This is a genomic window from Acetobacterium sp. (assembly GCF_030652775.1).
In the GTDB taxonomy this organism is placed as follows: Bacteria; Bacillota; Clostridia; order Eubacteriales; family Eubacteriaceae; genus Acetobacterium.
In genome coordinates this window covers 44,785-69,029 of record NZ_JAUSPS010000030.1, presented here as the reverse complement: position 1 = coordinate 69,029, position 24,245 = coordinate 44,785, and the positions used below count along the sequence as shown (strand labels likewise).

The following is a 24,245-nucleotide window of genomic DNA, read 5'->3' as shown; positions in this document are numbered from 1 at the left end:
AAATCGAAATTTATTCACAAGATAAACACGAGGAAAAACCATGAAATGGGAAGATTCACTGGAAAAAATAAAAGGTGTTGGACCCAAGCGGCGTGAAGCCTTGGCCAAGGCCGGGATTAAAACAGTCGGGAACCTATTGTCCTACTATCCCAGAAAATACATTGATCGCAGTGTTTTTGGAAACCCGGAACAATTTTTTGAGGATCAGGAAATTTCGATCAAAGCCACTGTTTTAAATAGCGGTCGACTCAATCGGATTCGGGGAAATCTCTCGATTTTCACAGTGCCGCTGTTATGGGAAGAAAAAAAAATATCGGCGGTATTTTTTAATCAGCCTTATTTAAAAAGCAGCTTCCAGGAGAATCAGGATTATTATTTTTATGGCAAGGTTAAAAAAGCCTATAACGGAACAAAGATCACCAATCCACAGTTTGTGATCGCCAGTAATCCCGGTAATTTTTTTGAGTTGACACCGGTTTACCGGAATATTCAGGGGATCCCCGGCAGTGTCATCCCCAAAACCTTGAGTCAAATTTTTGCCGCCGAGCTGGACGTTCTGGATGCGATGCCGGAAGAGATCCGTTTAGCTGAAAAATTGCTGGACATGAAAAGAGCCTTAAAGGTCATTCATTTTCCCCAAAAGGCAGAGGATGTGATTCAGGGAATAAAACGGCTCAAATTTAATGAAGCCCTGAAAATAAATATGGGGATCATGTCAGGGGCTCGGGAAAAAAGGTACTCAGATATTGACATTAATTTATTTGCGGGGTTAGAACCTTTTATCAACAGCTTACCCTATGATCTGACCGCCAGCCAGCGATTGGTGATTGATGACGTCATTGCTGATTTGAAAAGTGGCCAGGTCATGAATCGGCTGGTTCAAGGTGATGTCGGTTCCGGGAAAACCGTTATTGCGGTAATTGCAGCCTGTCTGATGGCACAAAATGGCTATCAGACCGCTTATATGGCTCCCACCGAGATATTGGCTCAGCAGCATGGCCGCAGCTTTAAAGAGCTGTTAAAAAATACCGGCATTACTGTGGCCGTGGTGACCGGTAGTCTGAAAGTCAAAGAAAAACGCGAGATTCTTGAGCGGGTTGCGCAGGGTCAGGTATCGGTGATTATCGGGACCCATGCCCTGATCCAACAGGCGGTGGATTATTATAATCTGGGGCTGGTGATCACTGATGAACAGCATCGATTTGGGGTTAAGCAGCGGAGCCAGTTATCATTAAAGGGAAACCAACCCCACACCATGGTTATGAGCGCCACGCCGATTCCCCGAACTCTGGCTCTGATACTGTATGGGGATTTGTCAGTTTCTTATATCGATGAACTGCCCAAAGGCCGGAAACCGATTAAAACCTACTGTTATAATGAAGCCTCACTGCATAAAATTCTGGGCTTTGTTCAGGAGCAAATGTCAAAAGGCCGGCAGACCTTTGTGATTTGCCCATTTATCGAGGCGTCCGAAGAACTGGAAGAGGTTCGCGATACGGAATCGGTGTATTTGGAACTATTGCAAAAAATTGATCCTAAATATCGGATGGCATGCCTCCATGGTCGTTTAAAAAGCGAGGCTAAAGAATCAATCATCCAGGAATTCAACCAGGGCGAGATCGATTGTCTGGTCGCAACCAGTATTATTGAGGTTGGTATCGACGTGCCCAATGTCAGCGCAATGGTGATTCTCAGTGCCGAACGATTCGGACTATCCCAGCTCCATCAGTTGCGCGGTCGGGTAGGACGGGGAAACCATCAGTCGTTTTGTTTTCTGGTTACCAATTCCAAAAGTGCGGATACCCTGGCTCGGATGAGGGTAATTGTGAACAATCGCAATGGCCGAAAGATTGCTGATGAGGATTTTAAATTACGGGGGCCAGGGGATTATTTTGGTTTTAAACAGCATGGCTTGCCGAAGCTCGGTTTGCTTAATCCCACCGAAGAATTGGCCTTGATTAAACGAACCAAAGAAATTGCCGAGGTCATTTTTGAATCCCATAATCAGGAAATGATGACCTTTCGACATGACGTGCTAAAATCATTTTATATCGATATAGCTGATATATCATTTAATTAGGAGGAAAAATGCGAATAATTGCCGGCGAAAAGCGTGGTAAAAAATTGGTGTCCATCACTGGGGACCGGATCCGACCAACCGCTGACAAAATCAAGGGGGCAATTTTTAATAGCCTCCAGAATGAAATAAGGGCGGCCGCCGTATTTGCGGACTTATTTTCGGGAACTGGCGCTATGGGCCTGGAAGCTCTGAGCCGGGGCGTGGCGTTGGGATATTTTTTTGATCTCTCCAACGAGAGTATTCAAACAACAAAAAAAAACATCAGCCTTCTGGGTTATGAAAATCGCACCCGGGTGTTTAACCAGTCTGCCCGTAGCGGAGTAGAAATGCTGGCGCACAATAAGGTTCAGTGTGATATTATCTTTATGGATCCGCCTTATTGTCAGGTCGATGAGATTTATCAATTACTAGAAATCATTTCCGAAAAAGAAATTCTTTCGGAAAATGGAAAATTAGTGATAGAAACAGAAAAATCTGTTATAATGCCATTAGTAAAAAATAAATTAACGTGTTACAAGTCAAAAAAATACGGTATCACGACAATTAGTTATTATTCTAGGGAGAATTATGAGCACAAAAATTGCAGTTTACCCCGGGAGTTTTGATCCCATAACAAAAGGTCATCTTGATATGATTGAAAGAGCAACAAAAATATTCGATAAGGTGATCGTTTGCGTGATGGTTAACAGCACCAAAAATTATCTTTTTACCTGTGAGGAACGGGTGGAGTTGATTAAGGATGTTCTTTCTGGAATCGAAAATGTTGAGGTTGATTTTTATAACGGACTTCTGATCGATTATGTCAGACTGAGAAATACCAATATCATTGTCAAGGGGCTTCGGGCTTTTTTGGATTTTGAATATGAATTTCAAATGGCATTAACCAATAAGCATCTTGATAATGAGATTGAAACATTTTTTATGATAACGAGCAATAAGCACTCTTATTTAAGCTCGACTTTAGTAAAAGAGCTTGTTAAATATCAGGGAGATGTTTCCGATTATCTCCCTAAAAACGTAGAAAAAGCGATACAAAAGAAGTATGAGGAAGGATGTATGAAATGAGGGTACTTGACTTATTGGCAGAATTAGAAGAAGTCGTGGAAAAAGGAAACACGCTTCCCTTTTCATCTAAAGCGTTAGTAAATCCTGAAGAAGTTATAGAGATCATTGATGAAATCAGAGATTCATTACCAGAAGAACTGGCAGAAGCAAAAAAAATCGTAGCAGAACGGAAAAAAATTATTTTTGCCGCCCAAAGTGAAGCAGACCATATTAAAGCAGAGGCAGAAAAACGGCTGAGAGAATTAATCGACACCAATGAAATAACTAAAAACGCCACTGCCAATGCTAATGAGATTATGCGAAATGCAAACATGAGTGCGAAGACTTTAAAAACAGGAACGCAAAACTATGCAGACAAGCTGCTCTATAGTTTTCAGATACAACTAAAAGAAATGAACGATCAAATTGAACAGAATCGACGAGAATTAAAAAACATGAAATAATTGGTAAAATGAGGGTTGTGTGATGAACACGGCCTTTTTTATGCCTAGCTACTAAAATAAAAGAGGTAAAAAAATGATAGAAATAGGAAAAGTACAAACACTGACCATCGAACGGATTACACCCATTGGCGCATATTTATCGGATGGATTTGATACAACTGACGTGGTTTTGTTACCAGAGAAAGAAGTGGCAAAGAATTCCCGGGCGGGTGATCAAATCGAAGTATTTATTTACCGGGATTCTAAGGATCGGTTGATATCGACAACCCGGGAACCGAAAATTCAAGTTGGCGAATTCGCAGCGCTTAAGGTTGCGGATGTTACCAAGGTTGGTGCCTTTCTTGATTGGGGACTGGAGAAAGATCTGTTATTGCCATATAACGAGCAAACCGTCAAGGTACAAAAAGGCCGGGAGTACCTGGTAAATCTGTATACTGATAAAAGTGATCGCTTATGTGCAACCATGAAGATCTACCCACTGCTGAAAGTCGGCGCACCCTACAAGATGGGTGATTGGATTGAAGGTTACGTATATCAGATCAATCCCGAAATTGGCGCCTTTGTGGCCATTGATAATCTGTATCACGGATTGATTCTGACCAAAGATGCAAACTCAGACATTCATTGCGGCGAAAAAGTCCATGCCCGAGTATCTGAAATCCGGAATGATGGCAAGCTGGTCTTGAGTCCCAATAAAAAGGCTTACAAAGAAATTCCTAAAGATGCCGTTGTTATTCTGACGAAATTAAATGAAAGTCAAGGTTTCTTACCATATAATGATAAAACCGATGCGTTTGTAATAAAAAAAGAATTTGATATGAGTAAGAGTTCTTTTAAGCGCGCTGTGGGTAAATTATTAAAAGAGAAAAAAATCAGAATAACGGAGAGAGGCATTGAGAAAAATGGAAAATAAAAAATCGCGAGTTGTTATTATGGGTTGTGAATCCTATGACAATGAACTGGTTTATGAAAAATTGAAAGCGGCCGTCGATCTCCTCGGCGGGATCGGGCAATTCGTAAACGGACAAGAGCGGATTTTACTCAAACCCAATTTGCTTAGAGGAAAAACTCCAGACGCTGGCATTACCACCCATCCGGCAGTATTTGAAGCGATGATCAGGCTGCTACAGGAAGCGGATTGCCGCCGCCTTTCCTATGGGGACTCGCCAGGCTTTGGCTCACCGTCTGGAGCCGCTAAAGAAAGCGGTCTCGCTGCCATTGCGGCAAAGTATGAGATACCTCTAAAAGAATTCAGTCACGGTCAGCAGATGGATTTCTTTCTGGGTATCGGAACCAAAAAATTTGATATCGCCCAGGGGGTTTTAGAGAGTGATGCCATTATCAGTCTTTCAAAAATGAAGACCCATGGTCTAACTCGCATCACCGGAGCCATCAAAAACCAATTCGGTTGTGTTTATGGTTTAAATAAGGGGATGTCCCATGCTCATTATCCAAATGTCAGAAGCTTTTCAAAAATGCTGGTGGATTTAAACCGTTATCTCATTCCCAAACTGAGACTTTTTGTGATGGATGGAATTGTTGCCATGGAAGGTAACGGCCCGGCATCGGGAAAACCCGTGCCAATGAAGGTATTGCTGGTATCGGAGGATCCCGTTGCGCTGGATGCGACCTTTGCCAGAATGATTAATCTGGATCCCACCTTCATTCCAACGATTACCTATGGCGAAGAAATGGAACTGGGATATTGGACAGAAGAAAACATTGAAATCCTGGGGGAGCCACTCGAAAAGTTTTACAATCCTGACTTTGATGTGGTTCGGATTCCCGTTCATGAAAGTGAACCGTCTACCCTTTCAGCATTAAAACCGATTCAGGATTTTATAATTCAGAAACCAGTGGTTGATAAGGAAAAATGCATCGGTTGCGGAGTCTGCGAAGCGAGCTGTCCAGTTGAGAACAAGGCCATCCGCATTGTAAAACGAAAACGGAGAAAATATCCTTTGTATTTCTATAATCGTTGCATTCGCTGCTATTGCTGTCAGGAAATGTGTCCGGTCGGCGCAATTTCAGTCAAAACCCCGCTACTGGGAAAACTGACCATTTATAAAAATAGTTAACTTGACTTTCAGGTGCTTCCATACAAAAATCTCTTCGTCCAGAGGGAAAAAAGTCATTGACAAAATGCTTAAATTTTAATATGATAATTCGAAATACTTAAAAAGGGAGTGATTCCACTGTTAGCATCGAAATTAATTTTAAAATGTCTCGAACGAGAAAATGTTGAGTTTGTGTTTGGTTATCCGGGAGGTGCCCTGCTGCCTCTCTATGAAGCATTTAGAACATCTCCGATCAAACATATTTTAGTGCGAAACGAGCAGACGGCACCGCATTATGCGAGTGGATATGCCAGAGAATCTGGGCGTGTTGGCGTATGTTTAGCAACATCAGGACCTGGCGCAACCAATCTGGTAACCGGTATTGCAACCGCTTACCTTGATTCAATTCCAATTGTCGCCATTACCGGCCAGGTGGATCGGGCACTTATCGGAACAGATGCCTTCCAGGAGGCAGATATCACCGGTGCAACCGCTCCCTTTACAAAACACAGTTATTTGGTTCAAAATGCGGCAGATATCCCCAGAATCATCAGAGAAGCTTTTCATATTGCTTCAACAGGTCGTCCGGGACCGGTTCTGGTCGATATTCCCAGAGATGTTCAGTTGGAAAATGTTAAAACCGGGCTGACCTATGACAAAGTTGACATTATGGGGTATAAACCAAATTTGAATGGCCACAGCGGCCAGATCAAACGGGCTATCAAAAAAATTAAAGAAGCGGAAAAACCGATTATTTATGCCGGCGGTGGTATAGTTCTGGGAAATGCCCAAAAGGAGCTGCTTACTTTTGCGGAGAAAAATAACATTCCGGTGATTACCTCGTTGATGGGGATTGGTGCTTTCCCGGAAGATCATCCCTTATATTGTGGTATTGTTGGCAGCCATGGCTATAAATATTCCAACGTGGTGATGAATGGAGCCGATTTAATCATTAATATTGGTGCTCGGATGTCCAATCGAGCCACATCCCATCTGACTAAATTCGAAAAAGATACAGATTTTGTTCATATTGACATTGATCCGGCGGAAATTGGCAAAAACATGGAGACGAGCATCCCCATTGTAGGGGACGCCAAAACTGTTTTAGCCGAGCTGATCCCAAAAGATACCATCACCGATCATGCGACCTGGTTGGCCGAAATAGAAACCATTCGTCTTGACAACCCCCTGGTATACGATGCCGATCCGCCATGCAGCGATCTGATTAATCCCAAGGTGTTATTTAGAGATATGTCCGAGATGACTGCGGATAATACGACGGTTGTTGGTGATGTTGGTTTGAATCAGATCTGGTCTGCTTTGTATTACCGGATTATTAAGAATCGAAGATATTTTACTTCCGGCGGATTGGGAACCATGGGTTACAGCATTCCGGCAGCCTGCGGTGCTTCATTCGCAACCTTAGACAAACCCAAGGAAATTTTCATCGTCTGCGGAGATGGTAGTTTTCAGATGAGTATGGGTGAGCTGGGAGTCATTGCTGAACATCAGCTGAATGTTAACATCATTTTGATTACTAACACCAAATTGGGGATGGTGCGGCAACTACAGTTTGATACCTATGGAAAAGGACATTACAGTGGAACAGATATTAATTTTGATATTGATTTTATGAAACTGGCCGAAGCCTATGGCATAAAAAGTTATAAGGTTGATAAAAACGCCGACTTTAACAAGGTACTCCCGGAAGCAATTAAACACCAGGGTCCGACCTTGATTCAATGCCAGGTTCATCCTGATTTCATAAGGATTTAGGGAGAGTGATTATGGAAAAAAAAACCTGTTTATCATTATTGGTAGAGAATAATTTTGGAGTATTAAGCCGCATTTCTGGTCTTTTTGCAAGACGTGGTTATAATATTGACAGCCTGACAGTAGGGACCACCGAGAATGCTGAGCTTTCCCGGATTACCATCACGGTTACCGGAGATGATCAAATCTTAACCCAAATAAAGAAGCAGTTAAATAAACTCATTGATGTGATTACGGTTATTGAACTCAAAACCGATGAATCCATTATCAGAGAGTTGGTCTTTATTAAGGTGAAGGCAGATGATACAACCCGATCTCAGATTGTTGAGATTGCAAATATGTTTCGGGCTAATATTGTTGATGTATCCAGAGAAAGTCTGGTCATCGAAATTACCGGTACCCGGTACAAAATTGAAGGCTTCTTTGAAATGGTTGAACCTTATGGAATTTTAGAATTTGTCCGATCGGGAGACACTGGTTTACAACGGGGTGGAAAAATTCTATCAGTCTAAATAGTCTGCCGCTGTGAGATTCGATTTAAACGCTAACTTCATAATAAAACGAAGACCTTTTGAAGATTTTTTTCAAAGGGTCTTTTTGATGTTCATTAATTACATAGTTGAAACTTGGATGGCTCCCATCGCATTTTGGTGTGACCGCATCAATATGGCATAAGGACGCGGATCGGCGGATATCGTAATCGTTTAAAGAAAAGATATCCTGATTTTTGAAAGAATTAGTTTAGAGGGATATTAAATATGATATGTTACCTCAACAAAATAGATATGTAATGATAGTAAAGGTTTCGTTGATAAATGATAAAATCGGTGTTACCATGAATTTCAAGAGGAAGGGGTGAACTTGCAGAGCACAGTTTAAATGTGATGATGCTTAAAGGTGTAATCAATTACACTCATAGGCTAGTAGGTGGTTATTCAAAAGGGGATGTATTTTGAAGAACGAACAAATCCCAAACTTGCTTATCCAATGACTGTGTTTAAATTAAAGCAATGATCAGAATTTGGTTGTAACGCAGTGGTAGGATTTACGGATAACAAATTAAAAATTTCAAGGAGGAAATAAAATGGCATTGAATTGGTTTAGAGTTCCGAAAGATATTGTATTTGGAGAAGGTGCACTTTCATATTTGGCAGGACTAGAAGGTAAAAGAGCAACGCTGGTAACGGGCGGAAGCTCAATGAGAAAGAATGGATTCCTGGATGAAGCAAAAGCCCAATTAGAAAAAGCGGGTATGGAAGTTTCTATTGTTGATGGTGTGGAGCCAAATCCATCTATTGAAACAGTCATTCGTGGCGGCAAGGAAATGGCGGAGTTTGGACCGGACTGGATTGTTGCCATTGGCGGTGGATCGGCATTAGATGCTGCCAAAATAATGTGGGTATATTATGAATATCCTGATACAAAATTTGAAGATTTGGTCGCAGGAAAGTTTCCGAAGCTGAGAACAAAGGCAAAATTTATCGCAGTGCCATCAACAAGTGGAACAGCTTCAGAAATTACGGCCTTCTCAGTTATTACGGATACCCAAAATCACATCAAATATCCATTGGTGTCGTATGAAATGACTCCAGACATAGCGTTATTGGATGCTGTAATTCCGTCAAAAATGCCAGCGCATATTACCGCTAATACTGGCATGGATGTTTTGGCTCATGCAGTGGAAGCCTGGGTCTCGACAGAAGCCACAAGTTTTACAGATCCATTAGCTTATGAAGCCATTCGATTGGTGTTAAAACAATTGCCGGTGGCATATAACGAACCAAGTGATATCAAAGCCAGAGAAGATATGCATAATGCCTCAGCACTTGCCGGGATGGCATTTACAAATGCTTCCCTCGGTCTTATTCATAGTCTGGCACATAAAATTGGCGGCGAATTTGGGATCACTCACGGCCTTGCAAACGCAATATTAATGCCGTATATTATTGATTACAATAGAAAATCAACCAACAAAGTAGCAGAATTAGAAAAACAATTAGGAATTGAAAACTTAACGGTTGCAATTCAAGACTTAAATCAACAACTAAACATTCCACTAACACTTAAAGAAGTAGATGAAGTTGAAATTAATGAAAAAGAATACCTTGAAGTGCTTGACAGAATGAGTAAAAATGCTTTTGAAGATCCGTGCACATTGACGAATCCAAGAAAGTCATCGCCAGAAGATGTCAGAAAAATTTATGAATGTGCTTATTATGGAAAGTCAGCCTTAGAAATTTAGTTAAAAAAACAATGTAATGAAAGCTATTTAATGAAAGTTATTAAAAAAAAGTAATTATCAAACGATGTTTAAATAATATTGATAGAATTACAATTGCGGGTTATTCGTACCGAAGCACAAGCCGGAAAAAAATGTTGCGCTTGGGAACGGATGACCCGCATAAAAATTCTAGTCGAGCTGTCAATGTTCCAATTGACACGAGGATTTTCATCAATTTAATAAGAATAATCAGATATTAAGTTTGACACCGCAACCAAGAAATTAATTTAATATAAATTTCATTCTTTTTTCTTTTTTTTGCTTTTAACTATTGGTAAATATGGTAAACTATCCATGTATACTCCTGATCGCTAATAGTTTTCAAATCTGAATTTTCCGCAGTCAGTTGGGAGTATTTTATTCAAAAAAAACGTTTTATTACAGGCATTAGTGTTCTACTAATGCCAATTATTAGTTGAACCTGAAAGGAGTCTTATATGAGTCAAGAAAAACAAGAACATGGACATGGATGCGACTGCGGCTGTCACGGAGAACAACCAAATCCCTTTGTGGAACTGAACCCAGTACTGGACCACTACGCCGACATTCCTGGTAGTTTAATTACTGTCCTGCAGAAAGCTCAAGAACTTTATGGATTTTTATCCATCGAACTGATGCGCTATATTGCCATCGAAACCCATAACAGCATTGCCAAGGTTTACGGGGTTGCTACCTTTTATACCCAGTTCAGGTTTGAACCCGTTGGGAAATATCTGATTATGCTATGTCAGGGAACGGCCTGTCACGTCAACGGTTCAAAAATGATCGAAGAAGCCGTGATGGACTTTCTTGAGATCAAAGAAGGAGAGACCACTCCTGATGGACTGTTTACATTAAACAACGTGGCCTGTCTGGGTTGTTGCAGCTTATCCCCAGTGATGATGATCAACGACGACACTTATGGTCAGCTGACCAAAGACAAAGTGACCCATATTCTAGCTGAGCTGAAAGAAGCCGTTAACAATGAAGCTACCGTTTCTGAGACAGTCTCACAGGAGGTGACGGCATGAAAATCGTAATCGGAGAAGGAAGTTGTGGGATTGCCGCCGGTGCCCATAAAGTTCAGAATGCATTTGAAGAAATAATCGCCGAAAAAGGCCTGGATCTAAGTGTTGAAAAAACCGGGTGCATTGGCACCTGTTACCTGGAACCAATTGTTGACGTGGTTGACGATGGCGGAAAGAAGATAACCTTCGTTAATGTCACCGCTGACGATACCCGACGCATCATTGAGGATTATGTCCTTGGCGAGAATGAACTGAAAGAGTTGCAGATATCAGAATCTGACATTACCATGATTGGTAAACAGAAACGGATTGTTCTTAGGAATTCCGGTATCATTGATCCTGAACGAATTGAAGACTATCTGGCTGTTGACGGTTACCTCGCTGCTAAAAAATGTCTCACCGAACTGACCCCGGAAGAAATAATCGAAACCATCAAAATTGCCGGTTTAAAAGGCCGGGGTGGCGCCGGATTCCCGACCTGGTTCAAATGGGATGCCGCTAAAAAATCCCCCGGTAAAACCAAATATATGGTCTGTAACGCCGACGAAGGCGATCCCGGTGCCTTTATGGATCGATCCGTTCTTGAAAGCGATCCCCATGCCCTGATTGAAGGGATGCTGATTGGCGCCAAAGCCATCGGTGCCAACGAAGGGGTTATCTATGTCCGGGCTGAATACCCGTTGGCGATTGTTCGTTTGCAGAACGCCATCGATCAAGCGCGGAAAAAAGGCTTCCTGGGACACAACCTCTTTGAAACCGGATTTGACTTTGATCTGCGGATTAAAGCCGGTGCTGGAGCTTTTGTCTGCGGTGAAGAAACGGCTCTGATTGCATCCCTGGAAGGGGAACGGGGAATGCCGCGGTTAAAACCACCCTTCCCGGCGCAAAAAGGTTACTGGAATAAACCGACTAACATCAACAACGTCGAAACCTTTGCTAACGTACCCTGGATCTTCCGTAACGGTGGTGACGCATATGCGGCTCTGGGAACGAAAGAAAGCAAAGGCACCAAAGTCTTTGCCCTCACCGGTAAGGTGAAAAAAGGCGGTTTGGTGGAGATCCCCATGGGACTGACTTTGCATGATGTTATTTTCGATATCGGTGGTGGCATTAAACAGGATAAAGCCTTTAAAGCCGTACAAATGGGCGGGCCATCTGGCGGATGTATTCCGGCCAGTCTACTCGACACCCAGATCGACTATGCTGAAATCACCAAAACTGGGGCGATCATGGGCTCCGGTGGGATGGTTGTCATGGACGAAACCACCTGTATGGTGGACATGGCGCGGTTCTTCCTGGACTTTACCTGTAAAGAATCCTGCGGAAAATGTACCTATTGCCGTGTCGGCACCACCCGAATGCTGGAAATCCTCAATCGGATTACTCATGGTAAAGGACAGGATGGTGACATCGAACTGTTAGAAGAACTCTGTTACAAGATCAAAGACGGTTCCATGTGCGGTCTCGGTCAGACTGCGCCTAATCCGGTGCTGACCACCATCAAATATTTCCGAAACGAATATGAAGATCATATTTATCATAAAAAATGCACCGCCAAAAGCTGCAAGCCGTTGCTGACCTACACCATTGATGTCGAAAAATGCGTAGGCTGCGGAGCCTGTAAGAAGAACTGTCCCGTCGACGCCATTGCCGGTGAAAAGAAAAAAGTCCATGATATCAATCAGGACACCTGCATCAAGTGCGGCAAATGTTTCTCTGTCTGTAAATTTGATTCCGTCATCATTGACTAGAAAGGAGTGGGAGAATGAAACAATATAAAATGAACATCGATGGAAAAGAAGTAACCGGTAATCCCGGACAAACCATTTTAGAAGTAGCCCGGGAAAATGCAATTGATATTCCCACTCTGTGCTATGACGAACGACTGGAGATTTATGGATCCTGTGGACTCTGCGTGGTGGAGGTTGCCGGCATCCCCAAGATTTTAAAAGCCTGTGCCACTGAAATTACCGACAACATGGTGGTGAACACTAAGACTCCCCGGGTGATTGAATCCCGCAAAACAAATCTGGAGTTACTACTTTCCAAACACATCGGCGATTGTGTCGCCCCTTGTAAACGGGCTTGCCCTGGGACCACCGACTGTCAGGGCTACGTTGGCTTAATCGCCAACGGCGAATTTGCCGAAGCCTTAAAACTGATCAAAGAACAATTACCTCTGCCCGGGGCGATTGGCCGGGTCTGTCCGCATCCCTGTGAAGATGCCTGCCGTCGCAGCGAAGTCGATGAACCGATTTCGATCGCCTGGCTGAAACGTTTTGCGGCTGACTTTGATATGACCCATGAGATGTTTATGCCGGAAATAGCAAAAGCCACCGATAAATCCATTGGCATCATCGGCGGCGGTCCTGGTGGACTCACTGCCGCCTACTACCTGATCCAATCTGGCCATGCCGTTACTATTTATGACGCCATGCCTAAAATGGGCGGGATGCTGCGGTACGGGATTCCCGAATACCGGTTACCCAAAGGGGTTGTGGATGAAGAAGTGGGACTGATCGAAGAGATGGGTGTCGTCTTTAAAAACAATACCCGGGTCGGCGTCGATATCCCCTTTGAAACCATCCGCCAAAACCATGACGCCGTCTATGTCGCCCTAGGCGCCTGGACAAGCTCTGGACTGCGTTGCGAAGGTATTGACGCCAAAGGCGTCATCGGCGGGATCGAACTGCTACAACAGGTAGCTAATAACGAACCGATCACTCTCGGCGAAAAAGTCGCCATCGTCGGTGGTGGCAATACCGCCATGGACGCCTGTCGAACCGCCCTGCGACTCGGCGCCAAAGAAGTCTATAATATCTACCGCCGCACCAAAGCTGAAATGCCAGCGGAAGAAATTGAAATCATCGAAGCCGAAGAAGAAGGCGTTATTTTTAAAAACCTGACCAATCCGATTGAAGTCATTAAGGGTGATGACGGACAGATCGTCAAAATAAGGCTTCAAAAAATGGCTCTCGGCGAACCCGATGCCAGCGGGCGCCGATCACCAGTACCCATCGATGGGGAAGAAGAGATCCTTGATATCGATACCCTGATTCTGGCCATTGGCCAGGGGATCAACCCTAAGGGATTGGATGGATTAGAACTGACCAAATGGAACACCGTTCTGGCCGATGAACAGACCTTTAGAACCAATCTCGATGGCGTCTTTGCTGGCGGAGATTGCATCAACAGTGGTGCCTCCATTGTTATTAAAGCCGTTGGCGATGCTAAAAAAGCCGTACCTTTTATTGAAGGCTACCTGAAAGGTGAAACCATTTCCTATCACGAACCCTACTTTGTGATCCGGGAAGCGGTGGATCAGGATTATCTCGAAAGCATCAAGAAAAATAAACGTCCGGTGATGACCCATCTGGCCCCAGACGCCCGTAATAATAACTTCCTCGAAGTAATGGAAGGTTACAGCCCTCTCCAGGCTGTGGAAGAAGGGAAACGCTGTCTCGAATGCGGCTGTCAGGATTACTTTGAATGTAAACTGGTTGCTTATGCCAACGAATATGACGTTAAACCCGAACGCTTCAAAGGCAAGAACCCCGAAGCCAAAATCCAGGACGACCACCCCTTTGTCATCCGGGATAACAGCAAGTGCATTACCTGTGGTCTCTGTGTCCGGGTCTGTGAAGACATCGTCGGCGTATCGGCACTGGGTCTGGTTGACCGTGGCTTTGAAACGATTGTGGAACCAGCGCTGCGTCAGCCGCTGAAAGATACCGGTTGTGTCAGCTGTGGGCTATGTATCTCCGTCTGTCCCACCGGCGCCTTAAGAGAAGGGCTCACAGGGATTAAACAGATTCCCCTGAATACGGACAAAACCGAATCAACCTGCGGCTATTGTTCGGCTGGTTGTCAGATTATCATCGAATCGAAGGGTGATACGGTGATCAAAGCCGTTCCTCAGAAAAACCACCAGGACATCAATCAAGGCGTTATGTGTGGTCGGGGGCGCTTTGGCACCAATCTGGTTCAGTGGGGTGACCGACTGACCAGCCCGCTGATAAGAAATAATCAGGGTGAACTGACAGAAGCCAGTTGGTATGATGCGTTTGTGATGATTGCCAAGAAATCCCAGAGCATTGCTGCCCGTTATGGTGCCGAAGCCGTAAAGATGGGCATCTCACCCAAGTATACCAATGAGGAAATCTATACCTTCACCAGGCTGGCCGAAGTGCTGAGAGCTGAAACCTTTAGTTTTTCTAATTGCGAACGGGGTGAAGACAAGGTTCTCCAGGGCAACTATACGGTTGGCGACATGAATGCAATAGTGACCGCTGATACTATTCTGGTACTAGGGATGCTGCCCGTAAATAACCCCATTGTCAAATACAAACTGACACAGGCATCAAAAAATGGTGCTAATATCTTTGTCATTAACCATCTGGAAAACGGTTATGATCATATCGCTGATGAGTTTATCACTGAATGTGAAGATCTGGAGTTCCTGGGCGAAATTACCAAATATGTCCTGGAAAACAGCAACCGCAAAGGCGACCTCAACAATCTGGACGCATTAAAAACTTCCCTGGCAGATTTTGAACTCTGCGACGAAGCTAAGATCATTGGTGAAGGCCTGATTAATGCCAAAAATCTGGTAGTCGTTATGGGTGACAAGTATGTCACCAAAGAAGCGTCAACGCTAGTTGGTGACATCCTCGGACTGCTAGGCAAAGCTGATGGCAAACGCAGCGGTATTTTCAGAGTCGCCGTCAAGAACAACAGCATGGGATTAAACGCCCTGGGTGTAACCAATACCGCAGCTGTTCTGACAGACACCAAAGTCCTGTTGCTCTTTGGTGAAGATCCTAATGCCGATCTAAGTGGGTATGAATTTTTGATGGTCCAGGATACCCACCTGTCGGCTGCAGCAGAAAAAGCTGATGTGGTGTTACCAGCACTGGCCTTCCCGGAAGTCGATGGCACCTTTGTGAATACTGAAGGACGGTTGCTCAAGGTAAAAAAAGCCGTGGATAACCCACTGGAAATAGGGAATCTGATAATGGCTCAGGCGATTGCGGATATTCTCTCAGCAGATCTGGGATCGGCTTGTCCGGATGAGATTTTAAATGTTATTGGAGAAACCTGTATGGCGTTTAAAGATGTCAACGTGGGAGAAATCCTTAACAGCCAGAAAAACGAAACAGCCAGCATAGAACTCAAACCATATACCGATGGACGTCTCTTTACCGAGATTCCGTATACCGATTATCTGATGAATGAGATTCAGGGGGAATTGAACAAGGTTATAAAACATTAAATTCCCGGTAGTTTGGCAGTTCCAAAAGTTGAATGATCATAGAAATCACAATTACTAACTATTTCTTTAATACAAAAAGTACCGTTTTGATAGTAGATATCAAAACGGTACTTTTTTTAGATTGAATAATCAAAAACTAAAATTGGGATAAGGTAGGGTGTGTTAGTCTTCTTCGCAAATCAGTAAAAAAATCTCTCGGGCGACACCAGTTAGATTGGTTTGATCTTCAAAGGACAGGTTTCGTATTTTAGTTACAATGGGATCATTTCCTGAATATAAAGTGTCAGCTTCCATCACAGTTTTCATTTGTGTTGGCGACATGTTTGTTAGTTGATAGGAAGCCGGATTAAGAGTGATACCAATCCGCTTATCGTTTTTTTCAAACTCCATCCGATTTCCACAAACAAGACCTTGTTCAAGATAGATCCAACCTTCACTTTGGGCTTTTTCTAAAATTTTCTTCATTTTTCACAGCTCCTATTAAAATAAAATTATTGAACATTGTCCAACTGTCCATGCTGAAATCGATTGGCTGCGATCGAGTAAACGAGGGTTTGAGTTATCCATAAAAAGCCAATCAGTAAATAGGGAAAGATACCAATATTAACGGCAATGGAAATGAGCAGACAAAGGGTAACGACGCCACAGTAAACAAAATTCATCAGCTGATAGCACCGATAGGAAGCCTTGTAAATCACAAATTTTTCGGCTTCATCACAGCTTTTAAGCCATTCTTTGTCAAAATTAAAATCGAGTGGATTGCCTTTTTTATCAGGGTATAAAACTTTGGTCAATTTTATGGAAAGTATTGTCATAATCAAGGTGAAGGCCATATTTACCAGAAAGATAATGAGGCCGAGGAGTTTAAAATCTTCCATGGAATTGGTAACCGTGACGCCGAATAAACAGAATCCAAAAATCATCGTAACTGAAATAAAAGGAATTAAAAACCCCAGTTGATGGTCGATCTGATCAAACAGCAGATCATCATTTTCGTCTAAATGTTTTAATTTAAGGTTGGCAGAAATATAGAGAATTAGAATAATCAGTGCGCAGAGACCAAAAACAGATGACTGGATTAATAAATTATTATTGATCATAAAATTCTGAAAATTAATCAGACTTTGGATAATGGCATCCTCACCGTGGATAATACTGCCTCCCAACAGTCCACCGATAAATGCGGATATAACCAGGACAATAAAAAATTTGATTGTTGGATTTAGTTTTTTCATGAGTTTACTCCTCTTCATATAAAAATAGTTCTTCAACGGTTGTTCCAAAAATTTTAGCAATTTTTAGTGCCAGAATAACAGAGGGTGAATAATCGCCCCGTTCAATCAGACTGATGGTTTGCCGGGATGCACCAACCAGCTTGCCCAGATCTGACTGATTCAGATTATCTCGAGCCCGATATTCTTTTAAACGGTTTTCCAATCCCACAATGGCACCTCCAGAGCCTAGTATTTTAATTTGTCAATAAAAATTGTCATTATGACAACAATCATTGTCAAATGCATTATAACTCTGACAATGATTGTTGTCAAGGGTAGCTTTTAAATTTATTCAATGTTCAATTCTCAATACTTTTGATATAATAACTATGTTTGTTAAATTGAGCAGAAAGAGAAAGAGAGATCAAATGAAAAGTATCTTAATCGACGGGAACAGTCTTTTTTACCGGACCTTTTATGCCATCCGGGAAATGTCAAATTCAAAGGGTGTACCGACAAATGCCATTTATGGTTTTGTTAACATATTAGTTAAAATTCAAGAGGAGTACCAACCTGATTACTTAGGGGTCGCTTTTGACTTAAAAGGGCCAACCTTCAGGCATTTGGCCTATGACGACTATAAGGGTGGACGTCAAAATATGCCAGAACTGCTGGCGGAACAGTTTTCTATTTTAAAAAAGCTGCTCAGAAAGATGAATATTGCTATTGTTGAGCTAGAAGGTTTTGAAGCCGATGATATCATTGGAACCTTGGCAACGATCGGATCTGAAAAAGGGATCGAAACAGAAATCATTACTGGTGACCGGGATGCCTTTCAGTTAGTTGGGCCGCGGATTAAGGTCTTGTATACAAAAAAGGGCATCTCCCAATTGGAAGAGGTGGATGAAGCCTGGGTTCAGAATCAGTATGGACTGACTCCCAAAGATCTGATTGATTTAAAAGCCCTGATGGGAGATAAGTCTGACAATATTCCCGGAATAGTGGGAATCGGTGAGAAGACGGCAATTAAGCTGGTTCAGCAGTACGGAAACCTGGAAAAGATATATGAACATATCGACGAGCAGAAAGGCAAACAAAAAGAAAAAATAATAGCGGGAAAAGATGACGCCTTCATGAGCCGAATGCTGGGAACGATAAAATTGGATGTTCCCTGGGATGGTGACTATGAAGAACTGACCTTCCACAATATTTTTAATCCGGAGAGTATTGCCTTACTCAAAGAATTGGAATTCAATACCCTACTGTCAAAAATAGACGCCGCTGAAGCAGTGGAAACCATTGAAAAATCAGTGGCGTTTCACTGGATTAAAACAGCCGCTGACATGGATAGCTTGTTCAACGATTTGGGAAATACCAAAGAAGTGATCATCTATTTTCATGAAGAAGCGCCTCAGATTTATTTGGCGCTGGAAATCGCAGACTGTTATTATTATCTTAACCATGAAGCCGTTGACGGCTTGAATTTTTTTGAAAAACTTAAAAATCTGCCAAATATCAGCGCATTGGCCATCACCAGTCAGGATTTAAAGAATCTGATCCATATTTTTCATAAGAATGACATCAATGAAGTCAATGAAGCCTTTGACACCTACATTGCCACCTACCTTTTGAGTCCCGGCGATCAGCGCTATGATTTAAAATCAGCCGCCTATCAATATCTCAATCGAACCATTCTGGATGACGAGGAAATGTTCGGTAAAGGTAAAAAAATGGTACCGGCTGAAGGCCTCGATGAACAGTTGTTGGCTGATTATATGATCAAAAACTGTGAAACCATCAAAGACTTAAAAACCGTTCTGGAAAAAGAACTCCATGCAACTGACATGATGACCTTGTTTAAAACGATTGAGATGCCTTTGCTGGAAGTGATGGTATCGATGGAGGAACTGGGGTTTAAAATTGACTTAAGCCAACTGGAAGTTCTTTCCAGTGAATTTGAAACCAAGCTTACCAGTCTTACCAGTGACATCTACGAACTGGCCGAAACAGAAGCCTTTAACATTAATTCGCCCAAACAATTGGGCGAAGTTCTGTTTGAACAATTAAAACTGCCGGTGGTAAAAAAGACTAAAACTGGTTATTCCACCAATATTGAGGTATTGGAACAACTCATCCATTTTCATCCAATTATTGAAAAAATTATCGAATATCGGATGCTGTCCAAATTGGATTCTACCTATGGTCGCGGTCTGATGGCCTTTGTTGAGCCAAAAACGCACAAGATTTATTCGACCTTTAATCAGACCGTGGCGGCAACCGGACGGCTTAGCAGTTCCAATCCTAATTTGCAGAATATTCCCGTAAAAACAGAAATGGGACGAGCGATCAGGCGGGTATTTGTGCCATCAGCGAGCGATCGGATTCTAGTTGATGCCGATTATTCTCAGATCGAGCTTCGGGTTTTAGCCCATCTTTCCGGTGATGAGAATCTCATTGACGCATTTAGAAAAGAACAGGATATTCACACCCGCACCGCCTCTGAAATTTTTGGCGTCCCTCTGGATGCGGTCACCAGAACCCAACGCGGCCAGGCCAAAGCCATCAATTTTGGACTAATCTATGGCAAACAGGCCTTTAGTCTGGGCAAAGATCTGGGGATCTCCAGAAATGAAGCCCAGGATTATATTAATCGCTACTTTTCGCGCTATCCCAAGGTTCAGGCCTATATGGAAAATATCAAACAACAGGCCAAAGAAGAAGGCTATGTCACTACCATCTGGGGAAGAAGACGATATATTCCGGAAATGAACTCGCGAAATGCGATGTTGGTTCAGGCGGGCGAAAGAATGGCCCTAAATACGCCCATTCAGGGCAGTGCAGCGGACATTATCAAGCTTGCCATGATCAAGGTCTATAACCGCTTAAATGCGGAGAATCTGGAAGCCGAACTGATCTTACAAGTCCATGATGAGTTAATCATCGACACCCCCCAGAATGAAAAAAGCCAGGTGGAACGACTGATTAAAGAAGAAATGGAAGGGGCAGCTAAGCTTTGTGTACCGCTGACCGTAGATGTGAACACCGGGATGTCCTGGTATGATGTGAAATAGCAGGAGCAGGTTATGAGAATAATAGGAGTAACCGGTGGGATTGCATCAGGCAAATCGACCGTCACAGATATTTTAAAGAAACGTTTCAATTACATTGTTATCGATGCCGATCAATTAGCCAGGCAGGCAGTGGCGCCGGGGAGCCCCGGTTTAATAAAAATAACCGCAGTCTTTGGGTCGGAAGTTATCAATGAGAACGGGGAATTAAACCGCAGCCTGGTGGGGGAGCTTATCGCTAATGATGAACAGGCCAGAAAAAAACTCAATGCGATTGTTCATCCCGAAATAAAAAAACTGTACGATCAGCAAATTGATTTTTTCCGACGGTCTGGGATACCAACAGTTTTTTATGATTGTCCCCTGCTTTTTGAAACAAATCTGCAAAATACTGTCGATGAGACGATTCTGGTGGTAGCAGATAAAGAGATTCGCATTGGTCGGCTAATGGAAAGAGATAAATTGACCAGAGCGCAGGCCATTAAACGAATCGATATGCAAATGTCAGATGAGGATAAAATCGGTCTGGCTGATACAATTATTGAGAATAACGGTAGTCTTGATGATTTGCTGATCACAACAAATGTCTATTTTACCAGACGAAAGCTATTGGTGAAATAAACGTCAGCAACACAAGCGATCAGTAAATAAATTTTTAAAAACCCAAAAAAATAGTTGATATTTTTTCTTCATTCCTTTATAATAAGAAAACAGGGTCAAAACGCCTGTTACTTATGCGAGGATGGTGGAACGGCAGACACGCAGGTTTGAGGGATCTGTTGCAGCAATGCAGTGAGGGTTCAAATCCCTTTTCTCGCACCAATATTTAGAATAAAAAGTCGATTGCGTCAGCAGTCGGCTTTTCTTTTTATAAACGCCGATATCTGCGGAAACGAGCACCAATCTCTGTGTATTTAGAAAATTAAGTTAAAAAATAGGATTAATTGTTATGATAATTTCGCTGTACACAAAGTGACTTATAAAATGACAGTAATTATACGAGGTGAAGAATGAAAAAGAAAATAGTATCAGGAATTTTAGCGATTGTTTTATCGATAGCAATGGTCAGTCCCGTACTGGCGGATTCAAAAAGTGCCTGTGTCGCCATTGGTGCCGATAATACCGAAGCCCAACTCAAAACGGTATACGGTTATTTCAATATTAAAAGAGGCGATGTTGAAGAAACCGTGGTAACCAATGAGGATGAACGGGAATATTTGGATGGGGTGGTATCTCTTGATAAGATTGGAACTTTGGCGCTATCCAGTGTTTATGTTCAAGAAAAATCGTCGGGAGGGATCGATCTGGAATCCCATAATATTGATTGGGTAACCGACAAGATGTATCAATCAGCATTAGGAACGGCTGGTATTAAAAATGCCAAAGTGATTGTGGCGGCCTATACGCCAGTATCAGGGACCGGTGCGTTAACAGGTATTTACAAAGCCTATGAGGCCGCAACTGATACCAGTTTGGATGAAGCGGCAAAAACAACCGCAGTTGAAGAAGTGGTGGTCGTTGGCGAACTCCAGGATGCTATTGGCGATGATGCAGTTAATATTATCAATAGTCTGAAGGGCGAAATTGCCCAAACTAAAACGATGAGTGAAGATGAAATCCGGGAACTGATTGTTGCGACTGCGAAAAAATATGACACCGTTTTGGATGATCAGCAAATCGAAGAGATCTTAACCCTGGTAAATAAATTTAATGAGTTGAATATGGATCCTGATACATTTATTAAGTTGATGGAAGCGGGTCAGGGTACCCAGGGTTTTTTCCAACAGGTACAAACTTTTTTTGCCGAAATAGGAAACTTTTTCAGTAGTTTGAAATAAGGATCAAAGAACAAAATAATAAACGCCTAAGTAAACAAACGTCATTACAATCAATTCGATTGTGATTGCGTTTGTTTTTTTGTTATGCAAGCCAATAAACGTTTGCAAAATGTTATTGACAAAAATTAGGTAAAAAGATATCATCGTAGCTAAAGAAATAAACTTTATTTTAGCTAAAACAATATTATTATAATGACAAAAGCAACATAAACTCATTCAACAAATAATGGGTTTATAAAGGCTCCAGGGAAGGACTATCATGAGATTTGTACCAATATTTTGCTTGCGAGAAGGAATGATTATTGCTTCAGATTTTTATGGGGATCAAGGCGAACTGGTGCTTGCAAGGCAAACAGTTTTAGATGTCGAATTAATAAAAAAAATTCGTAAGTTCCGCTGTAATGGGCTCTATGTTGAAGAGGATCAAATAAAAAATATCCCCATCGTGAATACAATTAATAGTAGTTTGAGAGCAAAGACCGTCAGTGGAATAAAAGAAATATTTATTTGTAAGGAGAATAATCTGCCGGTTCAAAAAGAGCAATTCACTGAGATGGAAGATCAGGTTGAGACCATTGTCGATGTGATCCTGAAAAATAAAGAAATGATGCTTAATATGGTCGATCTAAAAGTTTTTGACGACTATACTTATTTTCATTCGGTGAATGTCGCGGTTTTATCGATTGGCCTTGGTACGGCTCTGGGTCTTGATAAAACAGATTTATGTAATCTGGGGTTTGGGGCATTACTTCATGATATTGGAAAAGTCTTTGTACCGAAAGACATTCTGCACAAGCCTGGTCCATTGACCAATAATGAATTTATGGAAATGAAAAAGCACTCATATTTAGGCTTTGAATATCTGGCAAGTGAATATGTGGGAAGCGTGGGTGCCCAGGCCGGAATTCTGGATCATCACGAAAAATTTTCAGGTGGGGGGTACCCCAATAATGCTAAAGGCGAGAAGATTTCGTTGTATGGCAGAATTATATCCATCGCCGATGTCTATGATGCGTTGACATCAGACCGGCCTTACCGAAAAGGACTACTTCCATCAGAAGCAATCGAGTACATTATGGGCGGTACTGAAAACCTGTTTGACCCAGATCTGGTTAAGGTGTTTGTCCGAAAAATAGCGCCATATCCGGTCGGCACGTCGGTTAAGTTAAGTAATGGTTTGTCAGGCGTCGTCATCGACAATTTTGAAAGCTTTTGTATGCGTCCGAACATTCGGGTTTATAAAAATGGTGATTATGAAATAAAACCCTTTGACATCTGCCTGGCAGATCGTCAAGCTCTCAATATTACCGTTGTAGATTTTAAAAAGTAGGATAATCAAATAGTGGAGGTAGTTTTTTGAGAATTATTTTATTAGGAACACCCGGAGGGGGAAAAGGGACTCAAGCAAAACTGATATGTGAACATTTTGATATTCCACATATTTCTACGGGGGAGATCTTCCGCAGAAAAATTAAAGAAGGAACACCAGAAGGCAAAGAAATAAGTGACTATACCGGGAAAGGCCAACTGGTTCCCGACCGCCTTACCATCGCACTGGTGGAGGAGCGATTAAAAAAAGATGACTGCAATCTGGGTTTTTTGCTGGATGGATTTCCGCGGGATGAAAAGCAAGCCCAGGCCCTTGATCTGATCATGAATAAAAAGAATCAGCAGATCAATTTTGTTTTTCTGATCGATGTTCCCAAAGAAATAATCCTTGACCGTATTCTAGGAAGACGGGTCTGCCCAAAATGCGGAGAAAGCTATCATATAAAATACAATCCCGCAAAGGTCCCAGGAAAATGTGATGTTTGCGGAACCACTTTAATTCATCGGGCCGATGATCAGGAAGAAATCATTTTAGATCGCTTGGCTATTTATAATCAAACAACAGCACCGATCCTGAAATTCTATGAGAAACAAGGAATTCTTCATAAAATCAAAGGCGATGGCGGGATTCATGAAATATTTTCGCAGATTAATGAGATTTTAGAGACCACAACGTAAATCGTGGATTGGAAAATAGTTGATGAATTTCATGAATAATGAACAACACAAAAATGGAATTTTAGATTCTTAAAATTGATTAAATGCTATTCTCAATGGTTAATGTGGATTGTAGAGTGAAATATATTTGGATTGAATAA

Annotated in this window: 20 protein-coding genes and 1 tRNA gene; 18 read left to right on the top strand and 3 right to left on the bottom strand. The window is 42.2% G+C overall.

All coding sequences use genetic code 11. The features are described from left to right. Positions 1-40 precede the first annotated feature (40 nt). The 12 genes from recG to Q7J41_RS05405 all read left to right on the top strand — a co-directional run bounded on the left by recG (position 41) and on the right by Q7J41_RS05405 (position 15,978). Entirely contained in the window at positions 41-2,080 is a 2,040-nt protein-coding gene (recG, locus tag Q7J41_RS05460) for an ATP-dependent DNA helicase RecG (protein WP_304885995.1), read from the top strand. Positions 2,081-2,088: 8 nt separating this feature from the next. Next, positions 2,089-2,685, top strand: a complete 597-nt coding sequence (gene rsmD / locus Q7J41_RS05455) for a 16S rRNA (guanine(966)-N(2))-methyltransferase RsmD (protein WP_304885993.1) — start codon at positions 2,089-2,091, stop codon at positions 2,683-2,685. Continuing rightward, on the top strand, positions 2,648-3,145 hold the full coding sequence (coaD, locus tag Q7J41_RS05450) for a pantetheine-phosphate adenylyltransferase (RefSeq protein ID WP_304885991.1): 498 nt from the start codon (positions 2,648-2,650) through the stop codon (positions 3,143-3,145). The genes rsmD and coaD overlap by 38 nt, the downstream gene beginning before the upstream one ends. A 14-nt stretch (positions 3,146-3,159) precedes the next feature. Continuing rightward, entirely contained in the window at positions 3,160-3,588 is a 429-nt protein-coding gene (locus Q7J41_RS05445) for a hypothetical protein (RefSeq protein ID WP_304885989.1), read from the top strand. Between the two features lie 73 nt (positions 3,589-3,661). Further along, positions 3,662-4,501, top strand: a complete 840-nt coding sequence (locus tag Q7J41_RS05440; protein WP_304885986.1) for a S1 RNA-binding domain-containing protein — start codon at positions 3,662-3,664, stop codon at positions 4,499-4,501. Next, complete coding sequence (locus Q7J41_RS05435; RefSeq protein ID WP_304885983.1) at positions 4,491-5,666, top strand: DUF362 domain-containing protein; 1,176 nt, start codon at positions 4,491-4,493, stop codon at positions 5,664-5,666. Before Q7J41_RS05440 ends, Q7J41_RS05435 begins: the two co-directional genes overlap by 11 nt. Positions 5,667-5,777: 111 nt before the next feature. Continuing rightward, positions 5,778-7,421, top strand: coding sequence for a biosynthetic-type acetolactate synthase large subunit (gene ilvB, locus Q7J41_RS05430; protein WP_370650987.1), 1,644 nt, complete (start codon positions 5,778-5,780; stop codon positions 7,419-7,421). A gap of 11 nt (positions 7,422-7,432) precedes the next feature. After that, the gene (gene ilvN / locus Q7J41_RS05425) at positions 7,433-7,930 is read left to right on the top strand and encodes an acetolactate synthase small subunit (RefSeq protein ID WP_304885981.1); all 498 of its coding nucleotides are present in this window, start codon (positions 7,433-7,435) and stop codon (positions 7,928-7,930) included. 572 nt (positions 7,931-8,502) lie between these two features. After that, entirely contained in the window at positions 8,503-9,660 is a 1,158-nt protein-coding gene (locus Q7J41_RS05420) for an iron-containing alcohol dehydrogenase (protein ID WP_370650983.1), read from the top strand. 476 nt (positions 9,661-10,136) lie between these two features. Next, on the top strand, positions 10,137-10,709 hold the full coding sequence (nuoE, locus tag Q7J41_RS05415) for an NADH-quinone oxidoreductase subunit NuoE (RefSeq protein ID WP_304885979.1): 573 nt from the start codon (positions 10,137-10,139) through the stop codon (positions 10,707-10,709). Next, complete coding sequence (locus Q7J41_RS05410; RefSeq protein ID WP_304885977.1) at positions 10,706-12,457, top strand: NADH-quinone oxidoreductase subunit NuoF; 1,752 nt, start codon at positions 10,706-10,708, stop codon at positions 12,455-12,457. The genes nuoE and Q7J41_RS05410 overlap by 4 nt, the downstream gene beginning before the upstream one ends. A 14-nt stretch (positions 12,458-12,471) precedes the next feature. After that, positions 12,472-15,978: a molybdopterin-dependent oxidoreductase gene (locus Q7J41_RS05405; RefSeq protein ID WP_304885974.1), complete on the top strand. Its 3,507-nt coding sequence runs from the start codon at positions 12,472-12,474 to the stop codon at positions 15,976-15,978. Positions 15,979-16,140: 162 nt separating this feature from the next. On the opposite strand, the gene Q7J41_RS05400 is transcribed toward Q7J41_RS05405, so the two are convergent. The 3 genes from Q7J41_RS05400 to Q7J41_RS05390 are packed head-to-tail and all read right to left on the bottom strand — an operon-like array spanning position 16,141 to position 17,415. Further along, complete coding sequence (locus Q7J41_RS05400) at positions 16,141-16,443, bottom strand: hypothetical protein (RefSeq protein WP_304885973.1); 303 nt, start codon at positions 16,441-16,443, stop codon at positions 16,141-16,143. Positions 16,444-16,469: 26 nt separating this feature from the next. After that, entirely contained in the window at positions 16,470-17,213 is a 744-nt protein-coding gene (locus tag Q7J41_RS05395) for a DUF3169 family protein (RefSeq protein ID WP_304885972.1), read from the bottom strand. Between the two features lie 4 nt (positions 17,214-17,217). Continuing rightward, positions 17,218-17,415 carry a helix-turn-helix transcriptional regulator gene (locus Q7J41_RS05390; RefSeq protein WP_370650986.1) on the bottom strand — a complete coding sequence of 66 codons (198 nt, stop codon included), beginning with the start codon at positions 17,413-17,415 and terminating at the stop codon, positions 17,218-17,220. A 205-nt stretch (positions 17,416-17,620) separates the two neighbouring features. On the opposite strand from Q7J41_RS05390, the gene polA reads away from it, so the two are divergent. From polA to Q7J41_RS05360, 6 genes are all read left to right on the top strand, one after another. Then, complete coding sequence (gene polA, locus Q7J41_RS05385; RefSeq protein ID WP_304885968.1) at positions 17,621-20,263, top strand: DNA polymerase I; 2,643 nt, start codon at positions 17,621-17,623, stop codon at positions 20,261-20,263. 12 nt (positions 20,264-20,275) lie between these two features. After that, on the top strand, positions 20,276-20,881 hold the full coding sequence (gene coaE, locus Q7J41_RS05380; RefSeq protein WP_304885967.1) for a dephospho-CoA kinase: 606 nt from the start codon (positions 20,276-20,278) through the stop codon (positions 20,879-20,881). Between the two features lie 115 nt (positions 20,882-20,996). Further along, a tRNA-Leu gene (locus Q7J41_RS05375) sits at positions 20,997-21,082 on the top strand. 188 nt (positions 21,083-21,270) lie between these two features. Further along, on the top strand, positions 21,271-22,098 hold the full coding sequence (locus Q7J41_RS05370) for a DUF1002 domain-containing protein (RefSeq protein WP_304885965.1): 828 nt from the start codon (positions 21,271-21,273) through the stop codon (positions 22,096-22,098). A gap of 259 nt (positions 22,099-22,357) precedes the next feature. Beyond that, positions 22,358-23,428 (top strand): HD-GYP domain-containing protein, encoded by a 1,071-nt coding sequence (locus tag Q7J41_RS05365; protein WP_304885964.1) that lies wholly within the window; start codon positions 22,358-22,360, stop codon positions 23,426-23,428. A gap of 26 nt (positions 23,429-23,454) precedes the next feature. Then, entirely contained in the window at positions 23,455-24,105 is a 651-nt protein-coding gene (locus Q7J41_RS05360; RefSeq protein WP_304885961.1) for an adenylate kinase, read from the top strand. The last annotated feature ends 140 nt before the right edge of the window (positions 24,106-24,245 follow it).

What these genes read in the sequence shown, in the direction of transcription:
- recG (WP_304885995.1), top strand. Translation starts at nt 41, where the DNA reads ATGAAATGGGAAGATTCACTGGAAAAAATAAAAGGTGTTGGACCCAAG.
- rsmD (WP_304885993.1), top strand. Translation starts at nt 2,089, where the DNA reads ATGCGAATAATTGCCGGCGAAAAGCGTGGTAAAAAATTGGTGTCCATC.
- coaD (WP_304885991.1), top strand. Translation starts at nt 2,648, where the DNA reads ATGAGCACAAAAATTGCAGTTTACCCCGGGAGTTTTGATCCCATAACA.
- Q7J41_RS05440 (WP_304885986.1), top strand. Translation starts at nt 3,662, where the DNA reads ATGATAGAAATAGGAAAAGTACAAACACTGACCATCGAACGGATTACA.
- Q7J41_RS05435 (WP_304885983.1), top strand. Translation starts at nt 4,491, where the DNA reads ATGGAAAATAAAAAATCGCGAGTTGTTATTATGGGTTGTGAATCCTAT.
- ilvN (WP_304885981.1), top strand. Translation starts at nt 7,433, where the DNA reads ATGGAAAAAAAAACCTGTTTATCATTATTGGTAGAGAATAATTTTGGA.
- Q7J41_RS05420 (WP_370650983.1), top strand. Translation starts at nt 8,503, where the DNA reads ATGGCATTGAATTGGTTTAGAGTTCCGAAAGATATTGTATTTGGAGAA.
- nuoE (WP_304885979.1), top strand. Translation starts at nt 10,137, where the DNA reads ATGAGTCAAGAAAAACAAGAACATGGACATGGATGCGACTGCGGCTGT.
- Q7J41_RS05410 (WP_304885977.1), top strand. Translation starts at nt 10,706, where the DNA reads ATGAAAATCGTAATCGGAGAAGGAAGTTGTGGGATTGCCGCCGGTGCC.
- Q7J41_RS05405 (WP_304885974.1), top strand. Translation starts at nt 12,472, where the DNA reads ATGAAACAATATAAAATGAACATCGATGGAAAAGAAGTAACCGGTAAT.
- Q7J41_RS05400 (WP_304885973.1), bottom strand. Translation starts at nt 16,443, where the DNA reads ATGAAGAAAATTTTAGAAAAAGCCCAAAGTGAAGGTTGGATCTATCTT.
- Q7J41_RS05395 (WP_304885972.1), bottom strand. Translation starts at nt 17,213, where the DNA reads ATGAAAAAACTAAATCCAACAATCAAATTTTTTATTGTCCTGGTTATA.
- polA (WP_304885968.1), top strand. Translation starts at nt 17,621, where the DNA reads ATGAAAAGTATCTTAATCGACGGGAACAGTCTTTTTTACCGGACCTTT.
- coaE (WP_304885967.1), top strand. Translation starts at nt 20,276, where the DNA reads ATGAGAATAATAGGAGTAACCGGTGGGATTGCATCAGGCAAATCGACC.
- Q7J41_RS05370 (WP_304885965.1), top strand. Translation starts at nt 21,271, where the DNA reads ATGAAAAAGAAAATAGTATCAGGAATTTTAGCGATTGTTTTATCGATA.
- Q7J41_RS05365 (WP_304885964.1), top strand. Translation starts at nt 22,358, where the DNA reads ATGAGATTTGTACCAATATTTTGCTTGCGAGAAGGAATGATTATTGCT.